Genomic DNA, 24,720 nt, shown 5'->3' with positions numbered 1-24,720 from the left:
GCCAACCACAACGGCCGACCGGTGAAGTCGCCCACGATGATCAGAGTCCATCCCACCAGAAACGCGGCGGGCACCCAGCAGCCGGACACGGTTGGACGCCGCTGAGCCATGTAACTCCCCTGCGTATCGAGCTGCTCCCCGCAGCGAGCACAGGATCCGCTGTCCCCAACAATCCGGTCAAGCCTTCCTCGCAGCGGCCAGCAATGACACCGACCACCCCATCCTGCTACCGGCTACGGCCCGGAACCTCCCAAGGAACAGACGGAAGTCGCAGGCGGTCCGCAGGGCGTTCGACCCCCCTCGCGTGTGCGCGTCCCACCCCCAGGGCCGTGAACGGCCGTTCAGGGCCCCGCGAGGGGGTTGCGCGGCCCCGTTTTCGACCGCTCTACGCGCGCGTGCGCGTAGGGCCCCGCCCCTCCCCACCGCTATAAGGCGATCTACCCGGCCGAGACCATCGAGGCCCACCACGCCTTCATCGCCCGCCGCAGGGCCACCCGACCCAGCGATGAGTATCGGACCCTCACCGAGGAGGAATGGGACGCTTTCCTGGCGCACTTCGAGAAGCGCAAGGTCTCCATCGGCACCTGCGCTCGTGCCTTTTCAAGCCCCTGTGTTCATGAACACGCTTGCGTTCGTTGCTCGCTCCTCCGACCGGACTCGGCCAGCGCGGCCGGTCGGAGGAGATCCGCGACAACCTCATCGCCCGGATCGCCGAGGCCGAGCGCGAGGGCTGGCTCGGCGAGGTCGAAGGACTCAAGGCCAGCCTTGACGGCGCCGAGGATAAGCTCCCCCAGATCGACAGGCAGTCACAGAACGCCACCATCAGCCTCGGCATGCCTACGACCAGGAGTGGGGACCTTGAGTAGCGACGCATATCGAGAAGAACCAGGCCGCGATCTGAACACGTGGACGCTCGACCAATTGCAGACGTTCATCCATGACGCCCGCGGCCAGCAACTTGAGACGGCACGCGTCGTCGCACAGGGACAGGCCTACAACTCCAGCCATCCCCAGGAAGCCCGTCGCCAGTGGGCGAAGCTGTCGCTACTCGCGAACCGGCGCATGCTCGACAACGCCGAGGGACGCTCTGCGCGGGTGGCCCAGCAAGACTTCATGCTCCGGACGTGGGTGATCGACCGACTGGGCCCCGATGACACGGACCCCGACTGGAGTCCCGAGGCGCTGGCGTCCGACACGCTCGACACACTGACGTTGACGCCCACACACGCCGCCGGTCGCGCCGAGGGCTGGCGCGATCTTCCCGTCGACCAGATCCGCGAGCTGAGGCGGCACAAGAACCTGACAGCCCATCTGGAAAGCCTGGTCGGCTACCTGGCTCCTGGCCCGGTCCGTGAGCGACTGGTCGCCTGGACCGTGACCCGACCGCTCCTGCCTTGACCAGCCCGCGGCGATCCGGCACCTGAACTGACTGATTACCGAGCAAAGTTCAGAGAAGCTTGTGTCAGATGCTCACTCCTGCGACCGGACCTGACCCAACGGGCACGGCTGGCCGACATCCGCGCCAAACTCATCGCGCGGATCGCCGAGGCCGGGCGGGAAGGCTGGCTGGGCGAGGTTGAGGGTCTGAAGCTCGGCCTCGCCGGCGCCCAGGGCAAGCTGGCTCAGCTCGGCGCCGAAGCGGCCCGGCGATCGACGGCCGTCAGTCTCGGCATGCCGGCGTTCGGTCAGATCGCCGCCCTCACTGAAAACCCGACCCCGATCCCTGACCCAAAAGGCTGACCTTAGGCTGTGGCCATGCTGCTGATCTACGACGGGGAGACCACTGCCGACGCGCCCGCGCCGCGCACCGGCGGAGTCCCTCTCGTCCCGGGGGAATTCGTCTGGCCGAGGTGCCGCGAGTGCGGTGGGGCCATGCAGTTCCTCGCCCATCTACCCCTCGACGTCGGCATGGTCGCGGTGTTCTTCTGCCAGAACGATCCCGGGATGTGCGACGACTGGGACGCCACTGCCGGCGCCAACCGCGCCTACCTGTTCTCCGGTGAGCTCACCCCGGCCACTGTCCCGGCCGACGGCGAGACGCTCCTGGGCGCGGTGACCGCTCTGCGCCTCCATCCCGCTGACAATCCCACGGAGGAGGCGGTCCTCGGACGGCTGGGCGGCGAGCCTGACTGGATTCAGGGTGACGAGACTCCCGACTGCCCCTCGTGCACCTCCCGCATGACGTTCACGGCCGAGCTGGAGGAGGGTTACGACTACGCCACCTCCGCGAACTTCGGCGGCGGGGGCCGAGGTTACCTCTTCCACTGCCAGCCCTGCAGCGAGGCCGCGTTCCTCTGGCAGTGCTGAACGCCGTCCCAAGAGCCATGCCGCGCGCGTAGTTCTGAGAAGCCTGTGCCAGGTGCCCCATGCTCCGTCTGGACCTGGCCCAGGAGCCCCGTCTGCTGGAGATCGAGACCAACCCCGCCAGCGCCTGGGAGAGGCCCAGCGGATGCAGTGGCTCGGTGAATGATTGATCCCCTCTACCCCGCCAAGCCCCGCCCGGAGACCGGGTCGCGGTGCTGTCCCCCTCCTCCGGTCTGCCCGGTCTCGGACCCCGTCGAAACTCCTGGCGGACACACCTCAGCAGACGTCCAGAAGGACCTCGCGACTACCGAAGTGCATCGGCCCCCGCCAAACCGCCACTCTCCACCGCTACGGCATCGACCGTGTCGGTCTGCTTGCCGCGCTGCCGGCCGCGACCGTGCAGCGCCTGCTGGGAAAAGCGGGCAGCACGGCCGTCGGCCGGGCTCGCGGCATCGACCCCCGAACCGTCACCCCGCGGCACCTGCCCGCCTCCGTCAGCGTCCGGCACCGCTTCCCCCACGACGTCCTCGACGGCGCCACGGCGCGCTCGGCCCTACTCCGCCTGGTCGTACAACTCGGTGTCGGACTGCGCCGCCGCGGGCAGGCCGCACGCGCTCTCACGCTCACGCTCACATTTGCCGGCGGACCTGCGTGGGAAAGACCCGCCGCCTGGCCGAGCCGTCCGGACACGAGGACGACCTGCGCCGGCTCACCTACCAGCTCATGGACGCCGCCGGACTCCAGCGCGGCCGACTGACCGGGCTCGCACTGCGCGGCGAGGACCTGGTCGAAAGCGGTCAGGTCGCCGAGCGACTCAGCCTCGACGCCGCCCGGCAGGCACGCCTGGTCGCCGAGGGGGCGGCCGACCGGATCCGGGAGAAGTTCGGGCCCGGCGTGATCGGTCCGGCCGCCACCGTCCGGCCGGCCTCCTGACTACGGACGGCTTCCTCAACACTCGGAAGTCTCTGACCTGGGAACTCACGCTCATGACCCGCATGACTCAACCGATGTGACTTAGCGCTCCAGTTGGCACCATCCGTCAGGTGAAGCGCTCAGCTCAGGAAGCGCGTCGCAGCCCCCAGGGCCAGGCTGTGAGGCCGCCCCGTTGTTTTTGATCTGAACCCGCTTTCACCCCCGCCATCGGTCTTGTCGCAGGCTCATGACCAGATCGCGAGGCAGACCGTGGGTGTCGTGGAGGTAGTGGAAGTCCTCATCCCTCAGCGGGCCTTGGAACCGGGATTGGGTAAGCACCTGTCGGCCGCGTTCCAGGAGCCGGCTGAACCGGCACTCCTCATCGAGCAGCAGTCGGTGCACGTCGCTGGGATCCACCTCCTGCCGGAAGTGGTCCAGGGTGTGCGGGACCAACTCGTCCGGCAGGTCTCCGAGCCCGCGCGACGGATCGTCCCGCCACAGAACGGTGAGCACTCGTCGCACCAGGCGGCGGAGCACGTAGCCTCGTCCAGTGTTGGCCGGGCGCACCCCGTCGCCGAGTACCACGATGGCTGAGCGCAGGTGGTCGTAGACCAGACGCAGCGACGGTTCGTCCAGTGGCCACAGGGCTGGCACGAGACGGCGCCAGGGGTCGAAGACGTCGCACTCGAACACTGACGACTTGCCCTGCAGCAGAGAGGCCAGCCGCTCCAGGCCGAGCCCAGTGTCGATGTTGCGTTGGGGAAGCGGTATGAGGGAACCGTCCTCGAGTCGACGATGGCGCATCATCACGTGGTTCCACACCTCCACCCAGCGGTCGTCGCGGGTGGGCGTCGACTGGGGTGGGGTATCACCGCTCCACAGGAAGATCTCCGAGTCGGGGCCGCACGGGCCGACCGGTCCGTTGGACCACCAGTTGTCCTCCACGGTGAGCTCCACGGGAACGCCGCGGTCCTGCCACAACTGCAGGGAAGCAGTGTCTGGCCCGGTCTGGTCGTTGCCGCCGTAGACGGTGGCATGCAGCAGGCCCGGATCGACGCCCAGTCCGTCTGTGAGCAGCCTGTACCCCCAGTCGAGACTCAGCGAGCCCTCGTAGTCGCCCAGCGACCAGGTGCCGAGCATCTCGAAGACAGTCAGATGGGTGGCATCGCCGACCTCCTCCAGGTCCGTGGTGCGCAGACAGCGCTGCACATTGACCAGGCGTCGGCCCAGCGGATGGGGGCGCCCCTCCAGATACGGGGTGAGCGGATGCATGCCGGAGGTGGTGAACAGCACCGAGTCGCCAGGGGGTGGCAGCAGCGTCGAGCCGGTGATCCGGTGGTGATCACGCTCCTCGAAGTACTCGACGAACGTGCGGACAACCTTCTCCGTGTTCATGAGCATGGCTCCTTCGCGTCACAGCGGGGGAGGCGCCGGATAACGGGACCGCGCTGGTCGTCACACCGGGGCAAGAAGCCAAGAACGCCACGGAACCACCGACGGGCCGTTTCCGGTCGCCGGCGGGAAAAGTGGGAAGGTCAGGCGGCGGCAACCGGCGAGCTGGTCGCTCGCGCGGTCGCGATGATGTTTCGGCCGGTGACGTTCATGCGGGCGACCATAACGCGCCCAACCCTTCGAGGCACGCGAATTTTCCGCGGAACATCCTGGCCCCGCGGCGGGTCCCTCCAGGCAGGCGCGGCCGGGAACTCGATGGCGGCTGAAGCTGCTGAGCCTGGACACGTCAGTTGGCACCAGCGAGGCCCGGCGAGCTGGTGGTTTCTGGACGGTGGGACACGCTTGTTGGCACCAACTGGTCACGCTTCTTGCGACCAACCGCTGGTTGACAGTCTTCTTGGCGCCAGTTCGCCATGTTCTGTCCGCTCCACCGGCGGCGCTCAGCCGCACCCGATGACGCTGGAGGTCGACCTCGGTGACCTTCACCGTGATCAGCTCGCCCTCGTCGACGAGCTTGTCAGGGGGCTCGACCGGTTCGTCGAACCCGGTGAAGGCGAGCGCGGTCTCGGTCTCGGTCAGCGTGTGGCCGGCCTTCAGCCGTACCGCGGTCGGATCGGACACCGTCCTGGACGCCGGCCGCCCGCGCAGCTCGGGCCACTCACCGGCGAGCCGCGCACCATACACGGTGGGAAACCACACTCTTTTCCGCCCGGCCTGCGGCAGAGTGATCCGGTCGACCAGCCCCTGCGCACGCAGCCGCGCCAGCCTGCGCCTGGTCTCCTCGATCCGCACCGCGGGAGCAATCACCCGGCGGGAATGCCCGGCCGCCTGCCCGTGTCGTGGAGGGTGTGGTTGTGAAGGGGACAGTGTCCCCGGGCCTCACCTATTGCCCATGAGGACGATCGTTCGGCGATGCCTCATGGAGCCTTTCGCCGCGTAGGCGACCGCCCTTCACGACCACACGCACGTCGATGGCCCGCCCCGGATCTCACGGGGCGGGCCATCTGTGTACGTTCTAGGACCAGCGCATGCCCAGCTGGTCGAGTTCGGCTCGGCGCTGCGGGCTGAGCTTGGCGGCCCGGTGGCGGGTGGTTCGGCTTCTAAGGGTGCGCGTCGGGATCATCTTCCTGGCGGGAGGGCGCCGTATCCCGATGGGTCGGTCCGACTGGGCCGGCGGTGCGGACCCAGGCGGTGAAGTCCTCGACCGCCTCGGTGACGGCGTGGAACCGCAGCGAGGGGAAGAAATCGAAGTTGTGCTGAGTGCCTGGGAGTTCGGCGTAGACCACCGGCTGGGCGGAGACCCGCTGGAGTTCGGACGCGAAGTGGCGAGCGTCCTCGACCAGGACGAGCGTGTCCAGAGCGCCGTGGACGACGAGGAACGGCGGGGCGTCGGAGTGCAGGTGTGCCAGCGGGGTGGAGTCGGCGCCGGCGTCGGCCTGCCCGTAGTAGCCGTAGAAGCCGATTACCCCCGCCACCGGAGGGCCGGCCTCCTCGCCGTCCGGCCGGCCCGGGACACCTGACGCGGTGAGCGCAGCGGTGGCCGCCAGATGAGCTCCGGCGGAGCCGCCGGCGAGGAACACCGCCGACAGGTCGGCTCCGTAGGCAGGACCGTTGTCGCCCACCCACCGGATGACCTGCCGCACATCGGCGAGCCGGTCGGCGTAGTCCAGGCGGCCGCCCAGCCGGTAGTTGGCACTCACGCACACCCAGCCCCGGCTGGCGAGCCGGTAGAACAGGGGCCGCGCGCCGATCATCTTGCTGCCGATGCGGAAGCCCCCGCCGTGCAGGTAGACCAGGACCGGCGCGTTCGCTGTCCCCGTCCGGGGGACGTACACATCCAGCAGGTGGCCGCGGCCGGCCTCGCCGTAGCGCAGGTTGGCCACCCGTCGCACGTCGAACCGGTAGGAGACCAGAGGCAGCACCAGCAGGCGCGCTGTCGGCCACAGGCCGCGCCGCCGTTGCTGCGCTACCGCCAGCGGCCCGAGTGCCTGTCGCAGTGCGGTGGTCAGCCGGGGCCGGGCGGTGCGGGCCCGCACCGCGAGCACCAGCAGTCCGGCTGCGGTGCCCGCGGCCACGCCCGCGCCCGGCCACCACGACAGCGTTCCCGTCTCTCCGGCCGACAAAGGCGGTACCGCACCGGCCGCCAGCACATACAGGGCGAGGAACGGCTGCTCGTTGATCAGGAACGTGAGAAAGAAGCTCAGAGTGAAGGGAGTGGTGCGCCGCGGTCGCGGCGGGCGCAGCGCGAGAAGGGTCATGAGCGTGACCATCCCACTGCCGCTGATCACCTGGGCGAACGGCACAGTGACTCCCCCTGCCAGCTCCACGGACCGCAAGACACCAGCCCGTCAGCCTGTGGACACAGCTGATCGACGTGACGTGTACAAGGCGCGGGACAACGTAGCACCGGGCCCTCACCCGGGTTAAGCCCGTTCCCAAGAGTGCTGCCGGCGGTGTGGTTGGGACCTGCCCGGCACAAGCACACTCCAACGTCTCACTGCAAGTCCCCTGGACGACGTCACACTCAACTTGCATCGCGAACCAGGTCAGAAGGTGACTCCCGCACTCGCCTCTGAACGACTCCCGCTGTGAGATACAAAGACGTCATTTCAGTGGACACGGTCTGTTCCACGACCCAGCGGTGCCGGCCCGGGCGTCGCGACGACTCGATGCCTTTGCGGGCGAGGCGGTGCCGGATGCCGCGGGAGGACAGCCAGCGCCGCAGGTACCGGTAGTCGTAGCCCTTGTCTCCGTGCAGTTTGTCGGGCCTTCGGCATCGTGGGCCGCGGCGTGAGCGGACGGGCGGGATGCCGCGGACCAGCGGGATGAGGGCCTGGCTGTCGTGGAGGTTCGCCGCGGAGATGCCGATCGACAGCGGCAGGCCGCGGCGGTTGACGATGAGGTGGATCTTCGAACCCTTCTGCCACGGTTGGTCGGATTCGGTCCTGTCAGCTGCCCCCTTCGAGGGCCCGGACGCTGACGGAGTCGATCGCGCCTCGCGACCAGTCCAGGCCGCCCCGGGAACTGAGTTCGTCCAGGACCAGGCGGTGGAGCTTTGGCCCACACCCGGGCCTCGGTCCACTCGGTGAACCGGCGGAAGGCGGTCACTCCCGACAGCCCGAAGCCCGGCGGCAGTTGCTTCCATGTGCAGCCCGAGGTGGCCACGAAGATGATCGCGGCCGGCACCTCACGGTCGCCTCGCCGACGATGTCCACCACCCTGGGGGCGTTCCGGAGCCGGCGGGACCCCCCGCTGGAACAACTCCCACAGGTCTTCCGGCGCCAACCGTTCGACAAGCGCAGCAGTCATCACCCCAGACTGGCGCAAGATCACACCAACTGAAATGGCGTCTTAGGCGCTGTAAGGCGTGGGAAGCGTTGGCATCAGCTGCTGCCGGGGCAGCCGACGCGATGGGGGTCCCCCATGCCCCTGAGGCTGGGGTGCCGTCCTGCCTCCGGGGCCTGCCGGTCGGCGTGACGGACAGATAGCACCCGGAGGCCGGACGCGTGTTACACGGTGGTGCAGGCGGTTCCGTTCAGGTTGAAGCCGGACGGCTTGGCGAAGGTTCCGTCGGCGCTGCCCTGGAACCCGAAGGCCACCTGGCCGCCGGCCGCGATCTGGCCGTTGTGGGCTACGTTGCTCGCCGTGACAGCTCCTGACGAAGAGGACAGGTTCGCGTTCCAGGCATTGGTGATCCGCTGCCCGGAGGGGAGGGTGAACGCGAGCTGCCAGCCGTTGACGGGGGAGGAGCCGGTGTTGGTGACGGTGACGTCGGCGGTGAAGCCGCCCTGCCAGACGTTCGTCGCGTACGCCACCTTGCAGGACGTGGAGCCGCCCGGGTTGCCCGGGCCGCCACCGGAGGACCCGGTGTTGACGGCGGAGGAGAACGAGGTCACGGCGAGACCCGCGCCGTTCTGCCAGGGCTCGAACCCTGCCTGAACACTCGTCAGATACCAGCTGTTCTGCGCGAGTCCGCGGGAGACGGCCTGCCGGGCGAAGTCCATGACGTCGAAGGCCCAGCTGTTGATCGCCGACGGCGCGACGAACGACAGCACGTCGTTCGAGCCGTTGTTGCCGGACCACACCTGCCAGTCGCGGCCGCCCACGGTGGCGGTGCCGACCGGGGAGCCGATGGGCTGGATGGACCCGACCTTGTTGAACCAGATCATGATCTCGGTCCGGTTCACGCCGTCGGTGCGGGGCGTGGGGTCGAGCCAGATGTCGTACGCGGCGTCGTACACCGCGTCGTTCACATAGGTATAGGAGATGCTCGTGGGCGCGGTGGAGACGGCGCTGAGCTGAGCGGGGAGGTTGGTGCCGGGCGAGCAGTTGGTGTAGTGGCAGCCGTTGTAGACGGACGGGTACGACTTCGGAGCGCCGTTCGTGGGGACGGATCCGTCGGCCTGGGTGATCCTGAACCCCGACTCCGTCGCGGTGATGCACTGGGTGGCACTGGTGCCCCAACGGTTGTTCTGGACCACGTAGTGGCCCTGGAGGGTCGTCGTACCGAAGGGTTGACAGATCGAGGTGTCGGCCTGTGCCACCGTCGCTGTGGTCAGAAGCGCGGCGAGCGAGACGAGCGAGGTGAGCAGCGCGCCGAGCAGGCCACGCGCGCTGTGGGCATGGTGCGGTGAAGGACGCATGCGGATCCTCTTCAGATGGGTGGGGGGTAGTGGGGAAGTGCTCCCGTAACCTTGTGAATGGGAGCGCTCCCAATCCTGGGTTCGGCAGGACTGTAGGGTTGGTTCAGGTCCATGACAAGACTGTCCGCGCGAACCCGTTGAACCGATTTCGGAGCAGCAGCTCGGACAAGGGTGCCGAGACACGGCGTGCCGACTCCGGGATCGCTCCCCGGACGGTTTACCGACGAAGGTCAGGTCGACTCGCGGACCACCAGCTCCGTACGGAGGATGACGTGACGCCAGGCCACGGCGCCCTCCTCCATCTCCTCCAGGAGCAGTCGGATCAGGGCGCGCCCGATCTCCTCGATCGGCTGACGTACCGTGGTCAGCCGAGGTTCGGTCTGCTGGGCCAGCGGAAAGTCGTCGAAGCCGATCACGGCGACGTCCTCGGGTACCCGGCGTCCGGCCGTGCGCAGGGCCTCCAGAGCCCCCGCGGCCGTGGTGTCCGACGCGGCGAGGACGCCGTCGATGTCCGGATGCCGTTCGATGAGCTCGGCCATGGCGCGGCGTCCGCTGTCCGTCGTGAAGTCGCTCTCGGCGACAAGGGTCGGCTCGCCCTTCAGGCCCGCGAGTGTGAGGGCCTCTTCGTAGCCGCGCAGCCGGCACTGGGCGGCGTACAGGTCGAGCGGTCCGGTGATGGTGGCTATGACTCTGCGGCCCCGCTGGACAAGGTGGGAGACGGCGCTGCGGGCGCCGCCGATGTTGTCCGCGTCGACGTAGCTGACGTACTCCTCCCCGGAGCGGCGCCCCAGCAGCACGGTCGGCAGCCGGGCCTCGGCGAGCATGTCCGGCAGGGGGTCGCCGGCGTGCACGGACATCAGCAGGACGCCGTCGACCCGGCCGCCGCGCGCGTACTCGAGGAAGCGCTGCCGCTCGGTGTCCGAGCGGACCAGGGTCAGCAGCAGTTGCATTCCCGTGTCTGTGAGGGCGTTCCCGAGTGAGCTGACGATCTCGGAGAAGAAGGGCTCCGCGAACTGCCGCCAGTCCGGCTCCGTCATGACCAGGGCGACGGCGTCGGCCCGCCGTCCCGCCAGGGAACGGGCCGCGAGATTGGGCACGTAACCCAGTTCCTCGATGGCCCGCTGCACGGCCCGACGCGTCGAATCCTTCACGCCCGCCGCATTGTTGATGACGCGGGAGACCGTGCCCCGCCCCACCCGCGCGTGGGCAGCCACCTCCTCCAGCGTCGGTGTCCCCGGGCGTCGCCTGCCCATGACCACCTCCCCCAAGAGATCACAGATCTTACCGGCCGGAGGGGAGGGGGCACACGAATTCACCAGTGGCATGGTTACCGGCGGTGCCCTGCTCTCAATGGTTGGGAGCGCTCCCGTTACAAGTGGGGAAGTATGGGCGTTGTTCGCTGGTGGTCATGAGTGGAATGGGCTGCCATGGCTCTGGTGATCTGCGTTTGCACGGGAAATGTCGGTCGTTCGGCGGGCGGCCCGAGCTGGTCGCCGGATGGCCGGGCGGCCCCCTGCGCGGGTGGGGGCCGCCCGGCCGGGTGACCCCGTCACAAGGCGACGGGGTCCGGTACGCGGAGCGCCGGGGGGGGGCTACTCGAGGAGCTCCGCGTACGAGCCCATGGCCAGGGCGATGTCCGCCTGGGCCCAGAACCGGTGGTAGGTGAAGACGGGCGCGGCGCCGCCCTTGAGGTAGGCCTCGATCTTCGACCACGCCGGGTCGTTCTTGTAGAAGGACCGGATCGAGGCGAACGTCGAGGACGAGTTGATGGCGTCGCCGTTCGGCATCGTGCCGCTCCAGCCGCTCGGCACGTAGACGCGGTCATCGAACCGGCTGTAGTCGCTGCGGGTCTCGGGGACCGCGATACCGAGGCTGTCCTGATAGTTGCCCCACATGCCGTCCAGCAGCGCCTTCGCTGTCGACTTCGACGCCGTGTCACCGGACTTGGCGCCGTAGTACGCGAGTGTCTTGGCGTACGCGGCCGCCACGCCGACATCGTTGGTGTAGTCGCTGACCGTGACGTGAAGTCCGCTGTTGGAGCCGGGACTTGACGGGTTCCAGGTGTCGGGCTGGCCCGACCACTGGAGGGTGGAAGGGATCTGGTAGGTGCCGTCCGGGTTGATCGTGGTCTTGGACAGCGCCCACTTGACCCACTTGTCGAGGACCGTCTTGGCGCTCGCGTCCCCCGTCTGCTGGTAGTACTCGGCGACCCGCTCCATCGACCACGCCTGGAAGCCGAACCACTGGTTGGACGGCGGGTCGTGGTAGACCGGCTGCTCGTCGTAGTACATGCCGTAGAACGTCGACTTCCCGGCCGGCGGGGTCGCGTAGCGGCCCGCCCAGCTGTTGGTCGAGCCGCCGGCGATCGCGCCCTCGTCGGCCTGTAGCCACCGGTAGAACTCGAGCTGCCGCTGGAGCGACTTGCCCCAGTCGGCCGCACCCGTCGAGGACTTGGGCCTCAGGTCGGCGTCGGCGCTGAGCGCGTACGCGGCCAGTGGGTTCTGGTAGCCGCTGTGGGCGTAGCTGGAGCCGATGCGCCAGGCCCAACCCCCACTGGTGTCGGTGGAGCCGCCCCAGGCGTAGTACCAGGAGAGCAGGTAGTGCGAGGCGTCCTTGCCGGTGCCGGCCGGGCAGGTGGTCGGTCCGACGCAGTCGCCGATTCTCTTGAAGTACTTGTCGTACATGGCGTACCGCAGGTAGTCGCCCATCTTGGCCGCCTTGGCGATCGTGCCCGACACGGCCGAGCCCTTGCCCTGCTGCTTCGCCCACTGGTCCGCCCAGTAGGCGGCCTGCACCGCGCGTGCGTCGGCGTCCGGGGCGTCCGTGTACTTCCACTGCCTGGCGTAGGATTTGTCCCCGGTGAACAGGTCCAGGTAGCCGTTCTTGCCCCCGTACTTGAAGGCGTCGCAGGTCGGCTGCGGCACCGTCTCCCACACCGATTCCTGCGGGCCGCGCTGGAAGGTGTTGAGGTACGACGGTCCGGTGGCCGTCGGGCCGGCCTCGCACTTGCCGCCCGGGGTGTTGCCGAAGCCGTAGGTGTTGTCGACGTCCTGGATCCAGTGCATGCCGTAGACGTCGTCCGTGGCGTAGGCCGACTTCAGCTCAGCGGCGAGCGGGTCCGAACCCACCGGCACGGCGGGGTCGAGTGCCGTCGGATACTGGTCCGGCGTGTCTTCCTCGGGCCCGTAGGTCGCCGGTTTGGACGCGTTGTAGAAGGAGTTGGTCGGCTGGTCCGCGTGCGTGGGGATCATGTACTTCTCCATGATGTCCCAGGCGCCGTTGAACTTGGTCCAGTCGCCGGTGATCTTCCCGTACATGGCCTGCAGCCAGAGCAGATAGCTGTAGGCCTCCGACGTGGTCTCGTGGCCCTGGTCGGGCGCCTCGACGATCAGCGTCTCGACCGAGTGGTAGGGGATGCCCTCGGGGGAGAAGTAGCCGTTCGCCGGGTTGGTGATCTTCCCGTAAAGCTCCAGGAATCGGGCGTCGTACGCCTTGGACGCCGCGATCTGGGTGACCGTCACCGCCGCCTTGCCGTGCCCGGAGGCTGTCGACTCGAAGGTCGCCGCTCCCGTGCCGGAGGAGTCCGCCGTGACGGTCACCTTTTGCGCGGTGTTCCAGTTCGACGGGGTGAAGGTGAGTGAGGCCCCGCCGGTCACCGACAGACCCGCGTTGCCGCTCGTGCGGGCGGTCGTGACCGTCACGTCGGCCGCCGGCTGGGTCGAGAGTTTCACGTCGTACGTCGCCGTCTTGCCCTGCTGGACGGCGAGTTGGGTGGTCGAGGCCACCACGGAGGCACCCGCGGCGACGGTGATGCCGACCGGGGTGGACTCCGCGGAGGCGCCCAGGCTGTCGTATGCCTTCGCCAGCAATGAATGACTGCCCATGGTCAAGCCGGAAGCGGAGTACGTGTACGGCGCGCTCGTGTCGGTGCCGAGCAGCGTGGTGTCGTCGTAGAACTCCACCTTGCTGATCGCTACGCCGTCCGCACCCGCCGCGGTCGCCGCGAGCGGTACCGAGTCACCGCGCGAGTAGACCGCGCCGGCGGCCGGGCTGGTCAGCATGGTGATCGGCGGTTGGTGGGCGCCGGCACAGCTGGTGCCGTTGACCGCGAAGTTCGTCGGCGCGGTGTTCGTGCCGCTGTAGCTGAACTGCGCTCCCGCGGAGACGGCGCCGCCTGGGGCGATGGTGCCGTTGTACGAGGCGTTCTTGACGGTGATGGTCTGACCGGCTTGCAGCCAGGTGCCGTTCCACCCGTTCGCGAGCTTCTGGTCGCCCGTGTAGCCGTAGGTCAGGGTCCAGCCGTCGATTGCGGCGGTGCCGCGGTTGGTGAGGGTGAGGTCGGCGGTGAAGCCGGAACCCCAGTCGTTGGTCTTGTAGTCGACGCTGCACTGCACGGTCGCCGCGTTCGCGGTCGTCGTGCCGGTGGCGAGCATCGACAGGGGAAGGGCGAACGCGGCGGCGACAGCGGTCCAAACCCGCCGTTCGGCTCTGCGTTTGCGTCCGGGATCCATGTGCTGTTCCTCCTTGCGCCACGCGACTCACGGAGAGGTGCCAAGGACTGAATCCAGTGGGAGCGCTCCCATCGTGGGGATGGAGGCGGGTGCGGTCAAGACACTGGGGACTTCAAAGTTCGAACTGAGCTGATCCAGCGAAAAGTTTCGCAAGGGCCCTATGAAACCTCGCCAGTTGACGCTAACTTCCTCCCCACCAGTGGGAGCGGTTCCATCAGGCGACGCGTCCGTAGCGGCGCGCCAAGCTGTAAGGAGTCGCTCATGCGTCACCCCCCGCATTCAGTACTTTTAGTCAGCGACGCTCTGTCGACACTGCTCTGCCTGGTGTTCTCGGGCCGGGGAGCCACGGCCGCGTGCGCCGTGGACACGAACTCCGAGGCAGCACCGTCGACCGGTGCACGAGCGCCGAGCCGTACCGCACTCGCTTTGCGCCACTCCCGCAACACGCCGGCCGGGCAGGTCCGGGAACGGCAGCTCGAACCGCAGCGACACCGCCGAGTTCTTGGTCGCCCACACCGAGACCCCCGGCATGAAATCCTCGCACGACCCGTACGGGTCCTGCGTCGGCGATCGACACCTTCAGGCACCGCCGGGCGACCCTGCGCCTGACCCGGCGCCCCCAGCGCAACCGAGGCCTTGAAGAGCCGGCATCGCGGCCGCGCCTTCGAGTAGATGCCGGACGCACCGGCGCACCGACCACTGGAACGCCACGTGTGCCCCAGGCGTGGCCCGGACGTCGGCTCGCGCGACCGTCCGTGCGGCCTCTGTCCGTAACTCCCCATCCAGAGAAGGAAACCCGCACTCATGAGTCACACCAGGACATCGCTCCTCGCCGCCCTGGCGCTGGTCGCCGGGACGACCGGGACAGTGCTCGTCGTCGGTCAGGCCGGCGCCGCCACCTCGCTCGTCCCCTGCACCGTCGACTACAAGGTGCAGAGCCAGTGGGACACCGGCTTCACCGCCGCCGTGACTATCACCAACAACGCGGCCTCCAAGTCGAGTTGGTCGGTGAAGTGGTCGTACGCCGGCAACCAGAAGGTCACCAACGCCTGGAACACGAAGCTCAGCCAGAACGGTGCCGACATCACCGCCGCCAACGAGGCCTACAACGGCAGCCTCGCGAGCGGCGGTTCGGTCAGCTTCGGCTTCAACGGCTCCTACAGCGGCACCAACAGCGTGCCCGCCACGTTCACGCTCGACGGCGTCACCTGCAACGTCGACACCGGCGGCGGTACGGGCGGTGGCGGTGGAGGGGGCGACACCGGCAGCCGTGCCAACAACCCCTACACGGGCGCCAAGGTGTACGTGAACCCCGGGTGGTCCGCCAAGGCCGCCGCAGAACCGGGCGGCAGCCGCATCGCCGACCAGCCCACCGCCGTCTGGCTGGACCGCATCGCAGCCATCAACGGTGTGGGCGGCGGCATGGGCCTGCGCGCCCACCTCGACGAGGCCTTGAAGCAGAAGGGCTCCGGCGATCTCGTCGTCCAGCTTGTCATCTACGACCTGCCCGGCCGCGACTGCGCCGCCCTCGCCTCCAACGGTGAGCTGGGGCCCAACGACCTCGACAGGTACAAGTCCCAGTACATCGACCCCATCGCGTCGATCCTGTCCGACGCCAAGTACGCGGGCCTGCGGATCGCCACCGTCATCGAGCCCGACTCGCTGCCCAACCTGGTCACCAACGCCGGCGGCACCCCCACGACCACCGACGCCTGCGTGACCATGAAGTCCAACGGCAACTACGAGAAGGGCGTGGGCTACGCCCTGGACAAGCTGGGCGCCATCCCGAACGTCTACAACTACATCGACGCCGCCCACCATGGCTGGCTCGGCTGGGACAGCAACCTAGGTCCCGCGGTGCAGGAGTTCCACAAGGTCGCGACGACGAACGGCGCGAGCGTGAACGACGTGGCCGGCTTCATCGTCAACACCGCGAACTACAGCCCCACCAAGGAGCCGTTCCTCAAGGTCACCGACACGGTGAACGGTCAGACCGTACGCCAGTCGAAGTGGGTGGACTGGAACCAGTACGTGGACGAGCAGTCCTTCGCCCAGGCGCTGCGCGACAAGCTCGTCGCGGCCGGATTCGATTCCGGACTCGGGATGCTGATCGACACCTCACGCAACGGTTGGGGCGGCTCCGCCCGGCCCACCGGTCCCGCAACGCCGACCTCCGTGGACGGCTACGTCGACGGCAGCCGCATTGACCGGCGGATCCACGCCGGCAACTGGTGCAACCAGAGCGGAGCAGGCATCGGGGAACGGCCGACCGCGGCTCCTGCCGCCGGTATCGACGCCTACGTATGGGTCAAGCCGCCGGGGGAGTCGGACGGCAACAGTGCGGCCGTCCCCAACGACGAGGGCAAGGGCTTCGACCGGATGTGCGACCCGACCTACGGTGGCAACGCGCGCAACGGCAACAACCCCACGGGCGCGCTGCCGAACTCGCCGTTGGCCGGACACTGGTTCTCCGCCCAGTTCCAGCAGTTGGTCCAGAACGCGTACCCGCCCTTGTCGTGACCTGATGACGCGGTGTGTCCGCCCAGGCCGGTCCCGCTCGGCAGGGAGAGGGAGGCATCCGGCGGCGTCCAAGTAGATGAGGGAGGAGCGTGCGGCTGGCAGGTCCGTGACGGCGCCTGTCAGCCGCTCGTCGGCCGCGCTGCCTGTCAGGTGTTGTGCTGATCGAGCCGGCAGGAGGGAGCGGCTGAACTGTCCCGTGACTCGTGCGCCACCGTGCGCGAGCGCGTGCTGGTGGATGCCGCCCAGCCCGCCGGCGAGGCGCGGCCGGCCGCGCCTCGGGATTCCGCCCGGGACGGCCGGTGGCGGCCACACTGCCGAACCCTCCCGGGACCGGTTGGGCAGTCGGCTGCCCTCTTCGGACCACCGGGCTGAGCCCGCTTCGAACAGTTCCCGTGGATCACGGTCGGGGCAGAGCTCGGAATTGGCGAGAGTGGCGCACAGCGATGGCCGACAGAGCAGGCGAATCGCGCTTCTGCCAAAATGGGACGTACCCGATTGGCCTCCGCGCCGCCACCCTGCCATACAGATCTACCGAGGTTGTCGTGACCAAGCCACTGGCCCGCGCGCCTCAGCGCCGCGATGCACGGTCCAACCGGACGCGCATCCTGGACACGGCCCGCCAGGAGTTCGGCCGGAACCCGAACATCACGATGGAGGAGCTCGCACAAGCCGCCGGTGTCGTACGGCGCACGCTCTTCGGGCATTTCCCCGGACGGGAAGCCCTGCTGGGTGCGCTCGCCGACGAGGCGTCCGCAGCGCTGCGGGAGGCGGCGGAGGACGCGGTGGGGCTGGACGACCCGGCTGAGCGGGCCCTGGCCCGGCTGTTTCTGGGGATGTGGCCCGTCGGAGACAGCTACCGGATGCTCCTGGCGCTGGCTCGCAGGCACTTGGGAGCCGAACGTGTAACGGGAATCCTGGCTCCGATCCGAGAAGCGGCGACGGACATTCTGGAGAGGGGACAGCGGGAGGGCGTTTTCCATTCCCACCTGCCGCCCGTGGTGCTCAGCGCCGGACTGGAAGCGCTGACGGTCGCCTTGCTGGAGAGCGTCAATGACGGGGTCCTGGATGATGATGTCGTCCCACTTGTCATCGCCACCCTGATCGCTGCCGGGGTGCCGGAGAAGCGTGCGAGTGAGGTGGTCGAGGACGTCTCTTCCGTGATCAATGCCGAGCCAGGCTTCGGTGACGGCCGCTGATCTCGGTTGCTGCGCCTCCATCGACAGCGTCGCGGCCACGAGGCAGGGGATCGCTCCTGCTCGCAGTCTCCGGGGTGAGCCGTGGCTTCAGGGGGACTGCTGGATGACTTGCTCGGACCAGATCGTCTTGCCGTTCTGGCCATGGCGGCAGCCCCATCGTCCGCCGAGTTGAGAGACGAGGAACAGGCCGCGTCCTCCCTCGTCGGTTGTGAGGGCACGACGCAGGCGGGGTTGGGTGCTGCTGGAGTCGGTGACCTCGCACACCAGGACGTGGTGGCGAATCAGACGGAGGTCCATCGGCGGACGGCCGTAGCGGATGGCGTTGGTCACCAGTTCGCTGACGATGAGTTCGGTGGCGAAGAGGAGGTCGTCCAGGCCCCATATGGTGAGTTGGCGGGATATCCATTCTCGGGCTTTGGAGACAGCGGCCGGATCGGCCGGGATCTCCCAGTGCGCGGTGTCCGTCGCTGGGACGGCGCGGATGCGGGCCAGCAGCAGGGCCGCGTCGTCGCGCGGGGCCTGGTCCGCCAGGTCGGCGAGGAGAGCCCGGCCAGTCTCGTCCAGAGCACGATCCGGCCGGCAGTGCGCGGCGAGGGCCTCCGCCAGGCGCGGCAGACCTTGGCCGATGTCGCGATCGCCCCGTTCGACCAGGCCGTCGGTGTAGAGGGCGAGCACGCTGCCCGGCTCGACGTCGATCACCGTGGTCTCGTACGGCATGCCGCTGAGGGCAAGTGGTGGCCCCGGGGAGATCCCGACTGATTCGGCGGTCCCGTCCGGCCGGACCAGGACGGGGGGCGGGTGTCCGGCACTGGCTATGGCGCAGCGCCTGGTGACCGGGTCGTAGACCGCGTACAGGCATGTGCCGCCGACGATGTCGCGGTCGCCGGGCGGGGCTTCGGCCGCGAGGCGCTGGACCAGGTCCGCGAGCCGGGTGAGCAGCTCGTCCGGTTCGAGTTCCAGGTCCGCGAGCGTCTGGATGGCGGCGCGCAGGCGGCCCATGGTGGCAGTTGCGGGCATGCCGTGGCCGACCACGTCTCCGGCGACAAGGGCTACCCGGAGAGAGGGCAGGGCAATGGCGTCGTACCAGTCACCGCCGATGTCCGCTCCCCCGCACGCGGGCAGGTAGATGCCAGCGGTCTCGGCTGCCGGAGTGTCGGTCGTGGCGGGGGGAAGGAGGCGCTGTTGCAGCGCTACGGCCGCCCGGTGCTCGCGCGTGTAACGGCGGGCGTTGTCGATGGCGAGCGCGCCGCGTGAGGCGATCTGCTTCATGAGATCCGCCTCGTCCTCGGTGAAGGGGGCGGTTCGGCCGCAGCGCCAGGCCGATATGGCGCCGAGCGTGTGCCCGCGGGCATGCAACGGTGCCGCCATCACCGAATGGGCGTCCTTCGGGACGAGATACACGACCAGCTGCGGGTCTCTGACCATGGCGATGAAGTCGTCAAGGTCGAAGACGACTGGCTCGCCGTGACGGAAGCTGCGCAGCAGGGGGTGGTCGGGAAGGGGCGGGATGGACTCGCCGCGCTTGATGCCGGCCGGCCACACCGCGCCGGCCGGCGCGAGGGCCGCGTTGCCCATGTCTCCACCGCCCAGCTGCTTCGACGGTTCGTCCCCGTCGAAAACTGAGTGCGCGAGGTCGACGGCGGCGAGGTCCCCGAACGCAGGGGCGAGGACGTCCGCAAGGTCCTGCGCAGTACGCACGACGTCCAGGGATCCTCCTACCCGCTCGGCGACCTCGCGGGCGAGATCCAGATTCCGGCGGGCGCGCATCTGGTCGGCGTTGTCCAGGTACAGGGCCGCGACCCCGGTGGGGCGTCCTCGCGCGTCCTCCAGACGGAAGGCGGACAGCGAGAGCGCGTGCTGTCGCGCCGGATCGTGCCTCCAGCTGACCTGCTGGCTTCTGCGGACCACCGGGGCACCCGTCTCGAGCACCTGGCGCAGTACTGCCTCGAGGCCCTCCGCGTCCGCGGCGTCCTCGGCACACAGCACGTCGCTCAGCCGAGTGCCGGGCTGTACCGGACGGCCGTCGAGAGTGCCCGGCGTGGCGTTTGTCTGCACAGTGGTGAGATCCGTGTCGTACACGGCGATCGTGATCCGGTTCTGCGCGGACAGCGCACGCAGGAGCGCCGCGCCGTGCTCGTGGCCGGCGACGTGATGTGTAGGGGCCGCCAGGACGAGGACCTCCGCCGGGCCGGAGCACCCCACCCTGGTGGTCCGGAAGGTGACATCTATGGTGTCGCCGCACCGATGCCACAGCCGTACCCGGCCGGACGCCGGCATCTCCGCGTCGCCCAGGTCGTCCGGGGGGTCGGCCATCAGTTCCCGCACGAGGCGGCCACAGACCTCCTCGGCGTGGAACCCCGTCAGCTCCTCTGCTGCCCCGGTCCACCGGACCACCGCGCCTCGATGGTCGAGTACGGCGGCTGCCGGACCGTCGAAGGCGTACGACCTGCCGCTGGGACCGGAACCGGAGGCGCCCGTCGGTCCTTGGGCGGCGCCTGCCGAGCAGGCGTTCTTGACATTCTCTATGTCCATGTTTGGCTTCCTTAGCGAGAGCCTGCGGTTGGAGAGATCGGCATGTTGTGGCGGCCGTCGGCCACCCGGTCGGTCGCGCGTCACGCCGCAAGGGCTTTGGAGGGAAGATCTTGTTCGGCCCAGACGACCTTGCCGTCCGTCGCGGAGCGGGAGCCCCACCTGCGGGACAAGTGAGCGATGAGGGAAAGACCGCGGCCGTTCTCGTCGATGGTGTGGGGATGACGGGGGCGTGGGTGGCTGGGGTTGCTGTCGGAGACTTCGCAAGTCAAGACCTGGTGCTGGATGAGCCGTAGGCGGATCGGCCCGCCGCCGTAGCGGACGGCGTTGGTGACCAGTTCACTGACGATCAGCTGCTCGGTGGCCACCAGATGGTCAAGCCCCCATTCGCTGAGCTGACGGGCGGCTGCCTGCCGGGCGATGGGGACCGCGGCCGGGTCGTTCGGCAGTTCCCAGGAGGCGACCTGGGCCGCTTCGAGTCCGCGAGTCCGCGCAAGGAGCAAGGTGACATCGTCGGCCGGGGCCTGAGTCGGCAAGGTCTCGATCACGTGAGAGCACAGGTCCTCCAGGGACGGACCGGACCCTGCCAGGGCGGCGCCCAGGCGATCCAGGCCCACGTCGATGTCGTCGTCGCGGGACTCGACCAGACCGTCGGTGTAGAGCGCGAGCAGCGTTCCCTCGGGCAGTTCCAGTTCCACGGACTCGAAGGGGACCAGACCGAGGCCGAGGCCCAGCGGGGCACCGGCGGGCATGTCGGGGAAAGTGGTGTGGCCCTGCGGGTCGATGACCGCGGGCGGGGGATGCCCGGCCCGCGCCATCGTGCACCGCCGGGTGACCGGGTCGTAGACGGCATACAGACAGGTGGCGCCCACCGCCGCGGGGAGCTGGTCCGCAGCGTCGGTGTCTTCCTCGCTCAGCCGCCTGACCGTGTCGTCGAGGTGCGCCAGCAGTTCGTGGGGAGGCAGTTCCATGTCCGCGAGCGTGCGGACGGCGGTGCGCAGTCGGCCCATCGTCGCCGCGGCGTTGATGCCGTGTCCGACCACATCTCCGACGACGAGGGCCACCCGGGCGCCGGACAGCTTGATCACGTCGAACCAGTCACCCCCCACACCGTGGTCCAGGTCGGCCGGCACATAGCGCGAGGCCACATCGAGGGCGGCACCACCGCCCACATGGTGGGGGAGCAGGTCGCGTTGGAGCGTCAGGGCCGCGGTGCGTTGACGGGCGTACTGGAGAGCGTTGTCCAGGCTGAGCGCGGCCCGGGTGACGAGCTCCTCGGCGAGGAGGAGGTCGTCCTCCTGGAAGGGCGTCGATTCCCCGGAGCGGCCGAACACGGCCAGTCCCAGCACACAGCGCCGCGCCCGGATGGGTACGACCATCAGAGAGTGGACGCCGGTGTCACGAAACTTCTGCGTCCGCACAGGGTCGTGACCGACCCAGGGGCCCGAATAGGTGTCCAGCACCGATTCCAGGTAGGACCTGCCCGTGCGCAGGGCGGTGGCGAACAGCGAGGTCGGGAAGGGGCGGATCACCTCTTCGCGCACCCATGGCAACTTGAGGATGCTCGGGTCGACGGAGGCCACGCCGGCACGGCGCAGCACAGGTGGGCGGCCGTGGGCGTTGCCGGTCCCCGCCGAGGGATCCACGCCGAACGGAACCGACTCCATCAGGTCGACGAGTGCGTGGTCGGCCAGCAGGGGTACGACAAGGTCGGCCAGTTCCTGCCCGGTCCGCATGACCTCGAGAGTGCTGCCGATGCGCGTGCCGGCTTCGCTGAGGATGGCGAGGCGCTCGCGCGCCCGCCGGTTGCCGGTGACGTCCACGCTCATGGAGCACACTGCCAGCGCCGTGCCGTCCGCGTCCTGGAGGCAGAAGAACGAGGCCGAGAACGCGTGCTCCCGGCGCCGGTCCGTCGACGACCACGCCCGGTACTCGTGGACCATGGTGGTGCCGCTCTCCAGCACCTGCCGCATCACCACCTCGAGCGCCTCGGCCTCGACGGCGGGCAGTGAGTCCCGCAGGCGGCGTCCGAACCGTCGTTCGCGAGGAGTGCCGTCGTGGCGCTCCATGGCGTCGTTGACCCAGGTGCAGCGCAGTTGCGGGTCGTAGACGGCGATGCCGATCGGTGCGTGGGCCAGGAGCGACTCGCGCACAGCTCCGTTGGATGCCCCTGAGGACAGGGTGCCTATGTCCGTCACGGACACCAGCCACCGGGTGTCGGCGTCCTGACCCCACAGCAGCGAGATCCGCAGCGTCATTCTGATGGTGTGGAGGTCGCGGTGGCGGACCGTCACGGTGCCGGACCAGCCACCCTGGGCACGGCACTGCTCGGCGAACACCGAAGCACTCGGGGCTTTCTCGGCGGGCGGCAGCACGTGTGCGGCGGACCGGCCCACCACTTCCCTGGCCGAGTACCCGACAAGCTGCTCGGCGGCGTGTGTCCACCCCACCACGGTCCCTTCCGCATCGAGCATCGCTATTGCCGCATCGGGTGTCTCTCGGGGACTCACCGGTTCGGTGAGTGACGTGTGGTCGGTGTTCGTCATCCGGTTCTTTCCATCGGTGTGGGTGCGAGACAGCGTCGGCGTGTGCAGCGTCGGCCCGATCCGTGGCCGTAGTGGAACGGCGGCGGCTGGGGGGTGAGGATCACCCCGGGAGGACCTGCCGCGCTGAGCGGGCGACATAGCGCGGACTTCGCCGACGGTTCAGCGATCTATCGGCACTATGCCCGCCGACTTTGGACGACTTTGTCCACTTCTGATGGAATAGTCAGATACGACGGCTTTATCGTCAAGCCCCTGAAACCGATCGAGCGCACCGATGTGCCCGCGAGGTCAGCTGCCGATCTTGCTGATGGGGCAGGTCGTGCGGGCCATTCTTGCCACCTCGACATTTCCGTACGACGTATGGTAAACCTGAGAAGGTAGTTCCGTACACCGTATGGAAAAGTTTGCCCGACCATGCCAGGTGTCGCATATCGCCTGACGTTGCCGCCTGGTGCAGAGCGCACCCATCGGGAAGGGAAGATCATGAAGAAGCTCACGAGGCGCGTTGCCGTCGCCGCTTCCTCCGTGGCGGTCGCGAGTGCCGCTGTGCTCGGTGCCGGGGGTACGGCTTCGGCCGCGACTTCCGCATCCGCGCACGTCCAGCGTCCGGCCGTCAGTGTCAATGTCGGCGACTACCGCTGGGACCACGGTGTCGGCTACCTGCTCGAACTGGGTTACTCCTGGGACGAGATCCATGGCTGGCACTACGACGGCCCCGACGAGATCAGCAGTCGCTGAACACCGCCCGGGCGGGAGTGGAAATCGATGGAGCCTTTGAAGACCGTCATGCAGGGGGTGGCCGTAGAACTCGTCATCTCGCGTACCTGCTCGCTGTCCATGTGCATGAGCCTGCGGTACGAGCCCGCTGATCCCTATGTCGTCCGTGCCGTCTTCTTCACCGACACGGACGAGCCGACCGAATGGGTCCTGGGGCGTGACCTTCTAGCCGACGGTCTGACCGGCTCCGCAGGGTGTGGGGACATCCGGGTCTGGCCGGGCGTCGGCCGTGGTGACCAGGTGATGTACATCGTCCTCGGGTCTCCGGCGGGCACCGCCCTGCTCGAGGTTCCCGTGCAGGACGTCAGGACCTTCCTGCAGGACACGGAGGCCCTGGTGCCACGGGGTACCGAGTCCGGGCGCATCGACTGGGAGCTCGAACTGGCGAACCTGTTCGCGAAAGGCTGAGAGAAGCCTCCCAACCATCGTGCCGCTGGGGATCTTTGTCCCGGCGGCAGAAGAGAAGGAACAAGTATTCATGTCCCAGTACCAGCTTCGTGTCTACACACTGCGCGGCCCTGAGGCGCTCGTCGCCTACGAGAACATCTGGGCCAAGCACATTCCCGGTATGGCCAAGCACAGGATCGATACGCATGGCGTCTGGACGGTGCCTGCGGCCGCCGGGAGTGAGGCGCCCCATCTGTACGCCCTCGTTTCCTACCGGGACGCCGACGATGTTCAGGAGCGGTTGGAGGCGTATCTCTCCAGCCCCGAATTCCGTGCGGACATGGAGGGCTTCGACATCAGTCAGATCGTCGGCGTAGCCGAGTCCCTGCTGACGCCCACCGCCGACTCGCCTTTGCGGTGACGGAGTGAGGTCAACAGCGGTCCCCGCTACCGGATGTCGTGGTCGGGGTGGGTCTGGTCGTACTGGTGCCGTGCCTCAGCAATGACGGCGCGATGCGTGAGAGACCAGTCGGCGAGTGCTTTGACCAGGTGCGTCAGGCTGGCCCCGGTCTCAGTCAGGCGGTAGTCGACCTGAGCCGGGACGGTCGGGTACACGGTGCGGTGGACGAGTCCGTCGCGTTCCAGCCTGCGCACGGTGAGGGTGAGCATGCGCTGGGAGATGCCGTCGATGGCGCGTTGCAGCTCCCGGAAGCGACGCGGCCCGCCGGCGAGTTCGACGATCACGAGTACCGACCACTTGTCGCCGATGCGGTCCAGGACATCGCGGATCCCGCAGTCCGGGTGGTCTTCGTGCCCGCAGGGATCGAGGTCGGCGGGCTGGGCGGTTACCTCGGTGTGCGCGGGTGACATCGAACTGCCTCCTTGTGGCCGGTATCTGGGCGGATCAGGATCAAGCCTAGTTACCGAAGAGAACCACAAGGGA

Annotated in this window: 19 protein-coding genes and 1 pseudogene; 10 read left to right on the top strand and 10 right to left on the bottom strand. The window is 68.5% G+C overall.

Annotation, left to right across the window (positions count from 1 at the left end):
* The first annotated feature begins 635 nt into the window (after positions 1 to 635).
* From ABZ642_RS34005 to ABZ642_RS33985, 5 genes are all read left to right on the top strand, one after another.
* The gene (locus ABZ642_RS34005) at positions 636 to 866 is read left to right on the top strand and encodes a hypothetical protein (RefSeq protein ID WP_360491095.1); all 231 of its coding nucleotides are present in this window, start codon (positions 636 to 638) and stop codon (positions 864 to 866) included.
* Complete coding sequence (locus ABZ642_RS34000) at positions 859 to 1,398, top strand: hypothetical protein (RefSeq protein ID WP_360491092.1); 540 nt, start codon at positions 859 to 861, stop codon at positions 1,396 to 1,398. The genes ABZ642_RS34005 and ABZ642_RS34000 overlap by 8 nt, the downstream gene beginning before the upstream one ends.
* Positions 1,399 to 1,755: 357 nt before the next feature.
* Positions 1,756 to 2,307, top strand: a complete 552-nt coding sequence (locus ABZ642_RS33995; RefSeq protein ID WP_360491089.1) for a hypothetical protein — start codon at positions 1,756 to 1,758, stop codon at positions 2,305 to 2,307.
* Between the two features lie 394 nt (positions 2,308 to 2,701).
* Positions 2,702 to 3,061, top strand: coding sequence for a hypothetical protein (locus ABZ642_RS33990; protein WP_360491086.1), 360 nt, complete (start codon positions 2,702 to 2,704; stop codon positions 3,059 to 3,061).
* On the top strand, positions 2,956 to 3,237 hold the full coding sequence (locus ABZ642_RS33985; protein WP_360491248.1) for a hypothetical protein: 282 nt from the start codon (positions 2,956 to 2,958) through the stop codon (positions 3,235 to 3,237). The genes ABZ642_RS33990 and ABZ642_RS33985 overlap by 106 nt, the downstream gene beginning before the upstream one ends.
* A 195-nt stretch (positions 3,238 to 3,432) precedes the next feature.
* Here the strand turns inward: ABZ642_RS33985 and ABZ642_RS33980 are convergent, their stop codons facing one another.
* The 7 genes and pseudogenes from ABZ642_RS33980 to ABZ642_RS33950 form a co-directional block, all read right to left on the bottom strand.
* Positions 3,433 to 4,611, bottom strand: coding sequence for an alanine--tRNA ligase-related protein (locus tag ABZ642_RS33980; RefSeq protein WP_360491083.1), 1,179 nt, complete (start codon positions 4,609 to 4,611; stop codon positions 3,433 to 3,435).
* Positions 4,612 to 4,671: 60 nt separating this feature from the next.
* Positions 4,672 to 5,460: a hypothetical protein gene (locus ABZ642_RS33975; protein ID WP_360491080.1), complete on the bottom strand. Its 789-nt coding sequence runs from the start codon at positions 5,458 to 5,460 to the stop codon at positions 4,672 to 4,674.
* A 308-nt stretch (positions 5,461 to 5,768) separates the two neighbouring features.
* Positions 5,769 to 6,971, bottom strand: a complete 1,203-nt coding sequence (locus ABZ642_RS33970; RefSeq protein WP_360491077.1) for an alpha/beta hydrolase — start codon at positions 6,969 to 6,971, stop codon at positions 5,769 to 5,771.
* Positions 6,972 to 7,282: 311 nt separating this feature from the next.
* Positions 7,283 to 7,977 (bottom strand): annotated as a pseudogene (locus ABZ642_RS33965) (IS5 family transposase); the annotation flags it as partial.
* 200 nt (positions 7,978 to 8,177) lie between these two features.
* On the bottom strand, positions 8,178 to 9,311 hold the full coding sequence (locus ABZ642_RS33960; RefSeq protein WP_360491074.1) for a cellulose binding domain-containing protein: 1,134 nt from the start codon (positions 9,309 to 9,311) through the stop codon (positions 8,178 to 8,180).
* A gap of 230 nt (positions 9,312 to 9,541) precedes the next feature.
* On the bottom strand, positions 9,542 to 10,564 hold the full coding sequence (locus ABZ642_RS33955; protein WP_360491071.1) for a LacI family DNA-binding transcriptional regulator: 1,023 nt from the start codon (positions 10,562 to 10,564) through the stop codon (positions 9,542 to 9,544).
* A gap of 339 nt (positions 10,565 to 10,903) precedes the next feature.
* Positions 10,904 to 13,822, bottom strand: a complete 2,919-nt coding sequence (locus tag ABZ642_RS33950) for a glycoside hydrolase family 48 protein (protein ID WP_360491068.1) — start codon at positions 13,820 to 13,822, stop codon at positions 10,904 to 10,906.
* Positions 13,823 to 14,626: 804 nt separating this feature from the next.
* Here ABZ642_RS33950 and ABZ642_RS33945 point away from each other — a divergent pair.
* On the top strand, positions 14,627 to 16,342 hold the full coding sequence (locus tag ABZ642_RS33945) for a glycoside hydrolase family 6 protein (RefSeq protein ID WP_360491065.1): 1,716 nt from the start codon (positions 14,627 to 14,629) through the stop codon (positions 16,340 to 16,342).
* 542 nt (positions 16,343 to 16,884) lie between these two features.
* Positions 16,885 to 17,538 (top strand): TetR/AcrR family transcriptional regulator, encoded by a 654-nt coding sequence (locus tag ABZ642_RS33940; RefSeq protein ID WP_360491062.1) that lies wholly within the window; start codon positions 16,885 to 16,887, stop codon positions 17,536 to 17,538.
* A gap of 87 nt (positions 17,539 to 17,625) precedes the next feature.
* Here the strand turns inward: ABZ642_RS33940 and ABZ642_RS33935 are convergent, their stop codons facing one another.
* A complete protein-coding gene (locus ABZ642_RS33935; protein ID WP_360491059.1) occupies positions 17,626 to 20,070 on the bottom strand; it encodes a SpoIIE family protein phosphatase in 2,445 nt (814 codons plus the stop codon).
* An 80-nt stretch (positions 20,071 to 20,150) separates the two neighbouring features.
* A complete protein-coding gene (locus tag ABZ642_RS33930) occupies positions 20,151 to 22,613 on the bottom strand; it encodes a SpoIIE family protein phosphatase (protein WP_360491056.1) in 2,463 nt (820 codons plus the stop codon).
* 483 nt (positions 22,614 to 23,096) lie between these two features.
* Here ABZ642_RS33930 and ABZ642_RS33925 point away from each other — a divergent pair, with 483 nt between their 5' ends.
* From ABZ642_RS33925 to ABZ642_RS33915, 3 genes are all read left to right on the top strand, one after another.
* Positions 23,097 to 23,351, top strand: coding sequence for a hypothetical protein (locus ABZ642_RS33925; RefSeq protein ID WP_360491053.1), 255 nt, complete (start codon positions 23,097 to 23,099; stop codon positions 23,349 to 23,351).
* A 27-nt stretch (positions 23,352 to 23,378) separates the two neighbouring features.
* Complete coding sequence (locus tag ABZ642_RS33920; protein WP_360491050.1) at positions 23,379 to 23,798, top strand: SsgA family sporulation/cell division regulator; 420 nt, start codon at positions 23,379 to 23,381, stop codon at positions 23,796 to 23,798.
* Positions 23,799 to 23,868: 70 nt separating this feature from the next.
* A complete protein-coding gene (locus ABZ642_RS33915; RefSeq protein WP_360491047.1) occupies positions 23,869 to 24,198 on the top strand; it encodes an NIPSNAP family protein in 330 nt (109 codons plus the stop codon).
* A 26-nt stretch (positions 24,199 to 24,224) separates the two neighbouring features.
* Here the strand turns inward: ABZ642_RS33915 and ABZ642_RS33910 are convergent, their stop codons facing one another.
* Positions 24,225 to 24,647 (bottom strand): helix-turn-helix domain-containing protein, encoded by a 423-nt coding sequence (locus tag ABZ642_RS33910; protein WP_067378418.1) that lies wholly within the window; start codon positions 24,645 to 24,647, stop codon positions 24,225 to 24,227.
* Positions 24,648 to 24,720 lie beyond the last annotated feature (73 nt).

The organism is Streptomyces sp. NPDC007157 (assembly GCF_040634235.1).
Lineage (GTDB): Bacteria > Actinomycetota > Actinomycetes > Streptomycetales > Streptomycetaceae > Streptomyces.
The sequence above is the reverse complement of the archived record's forward strand: the minus strand, read 5'-3'. Positions and strand labels throughout refer to the sequence as shown.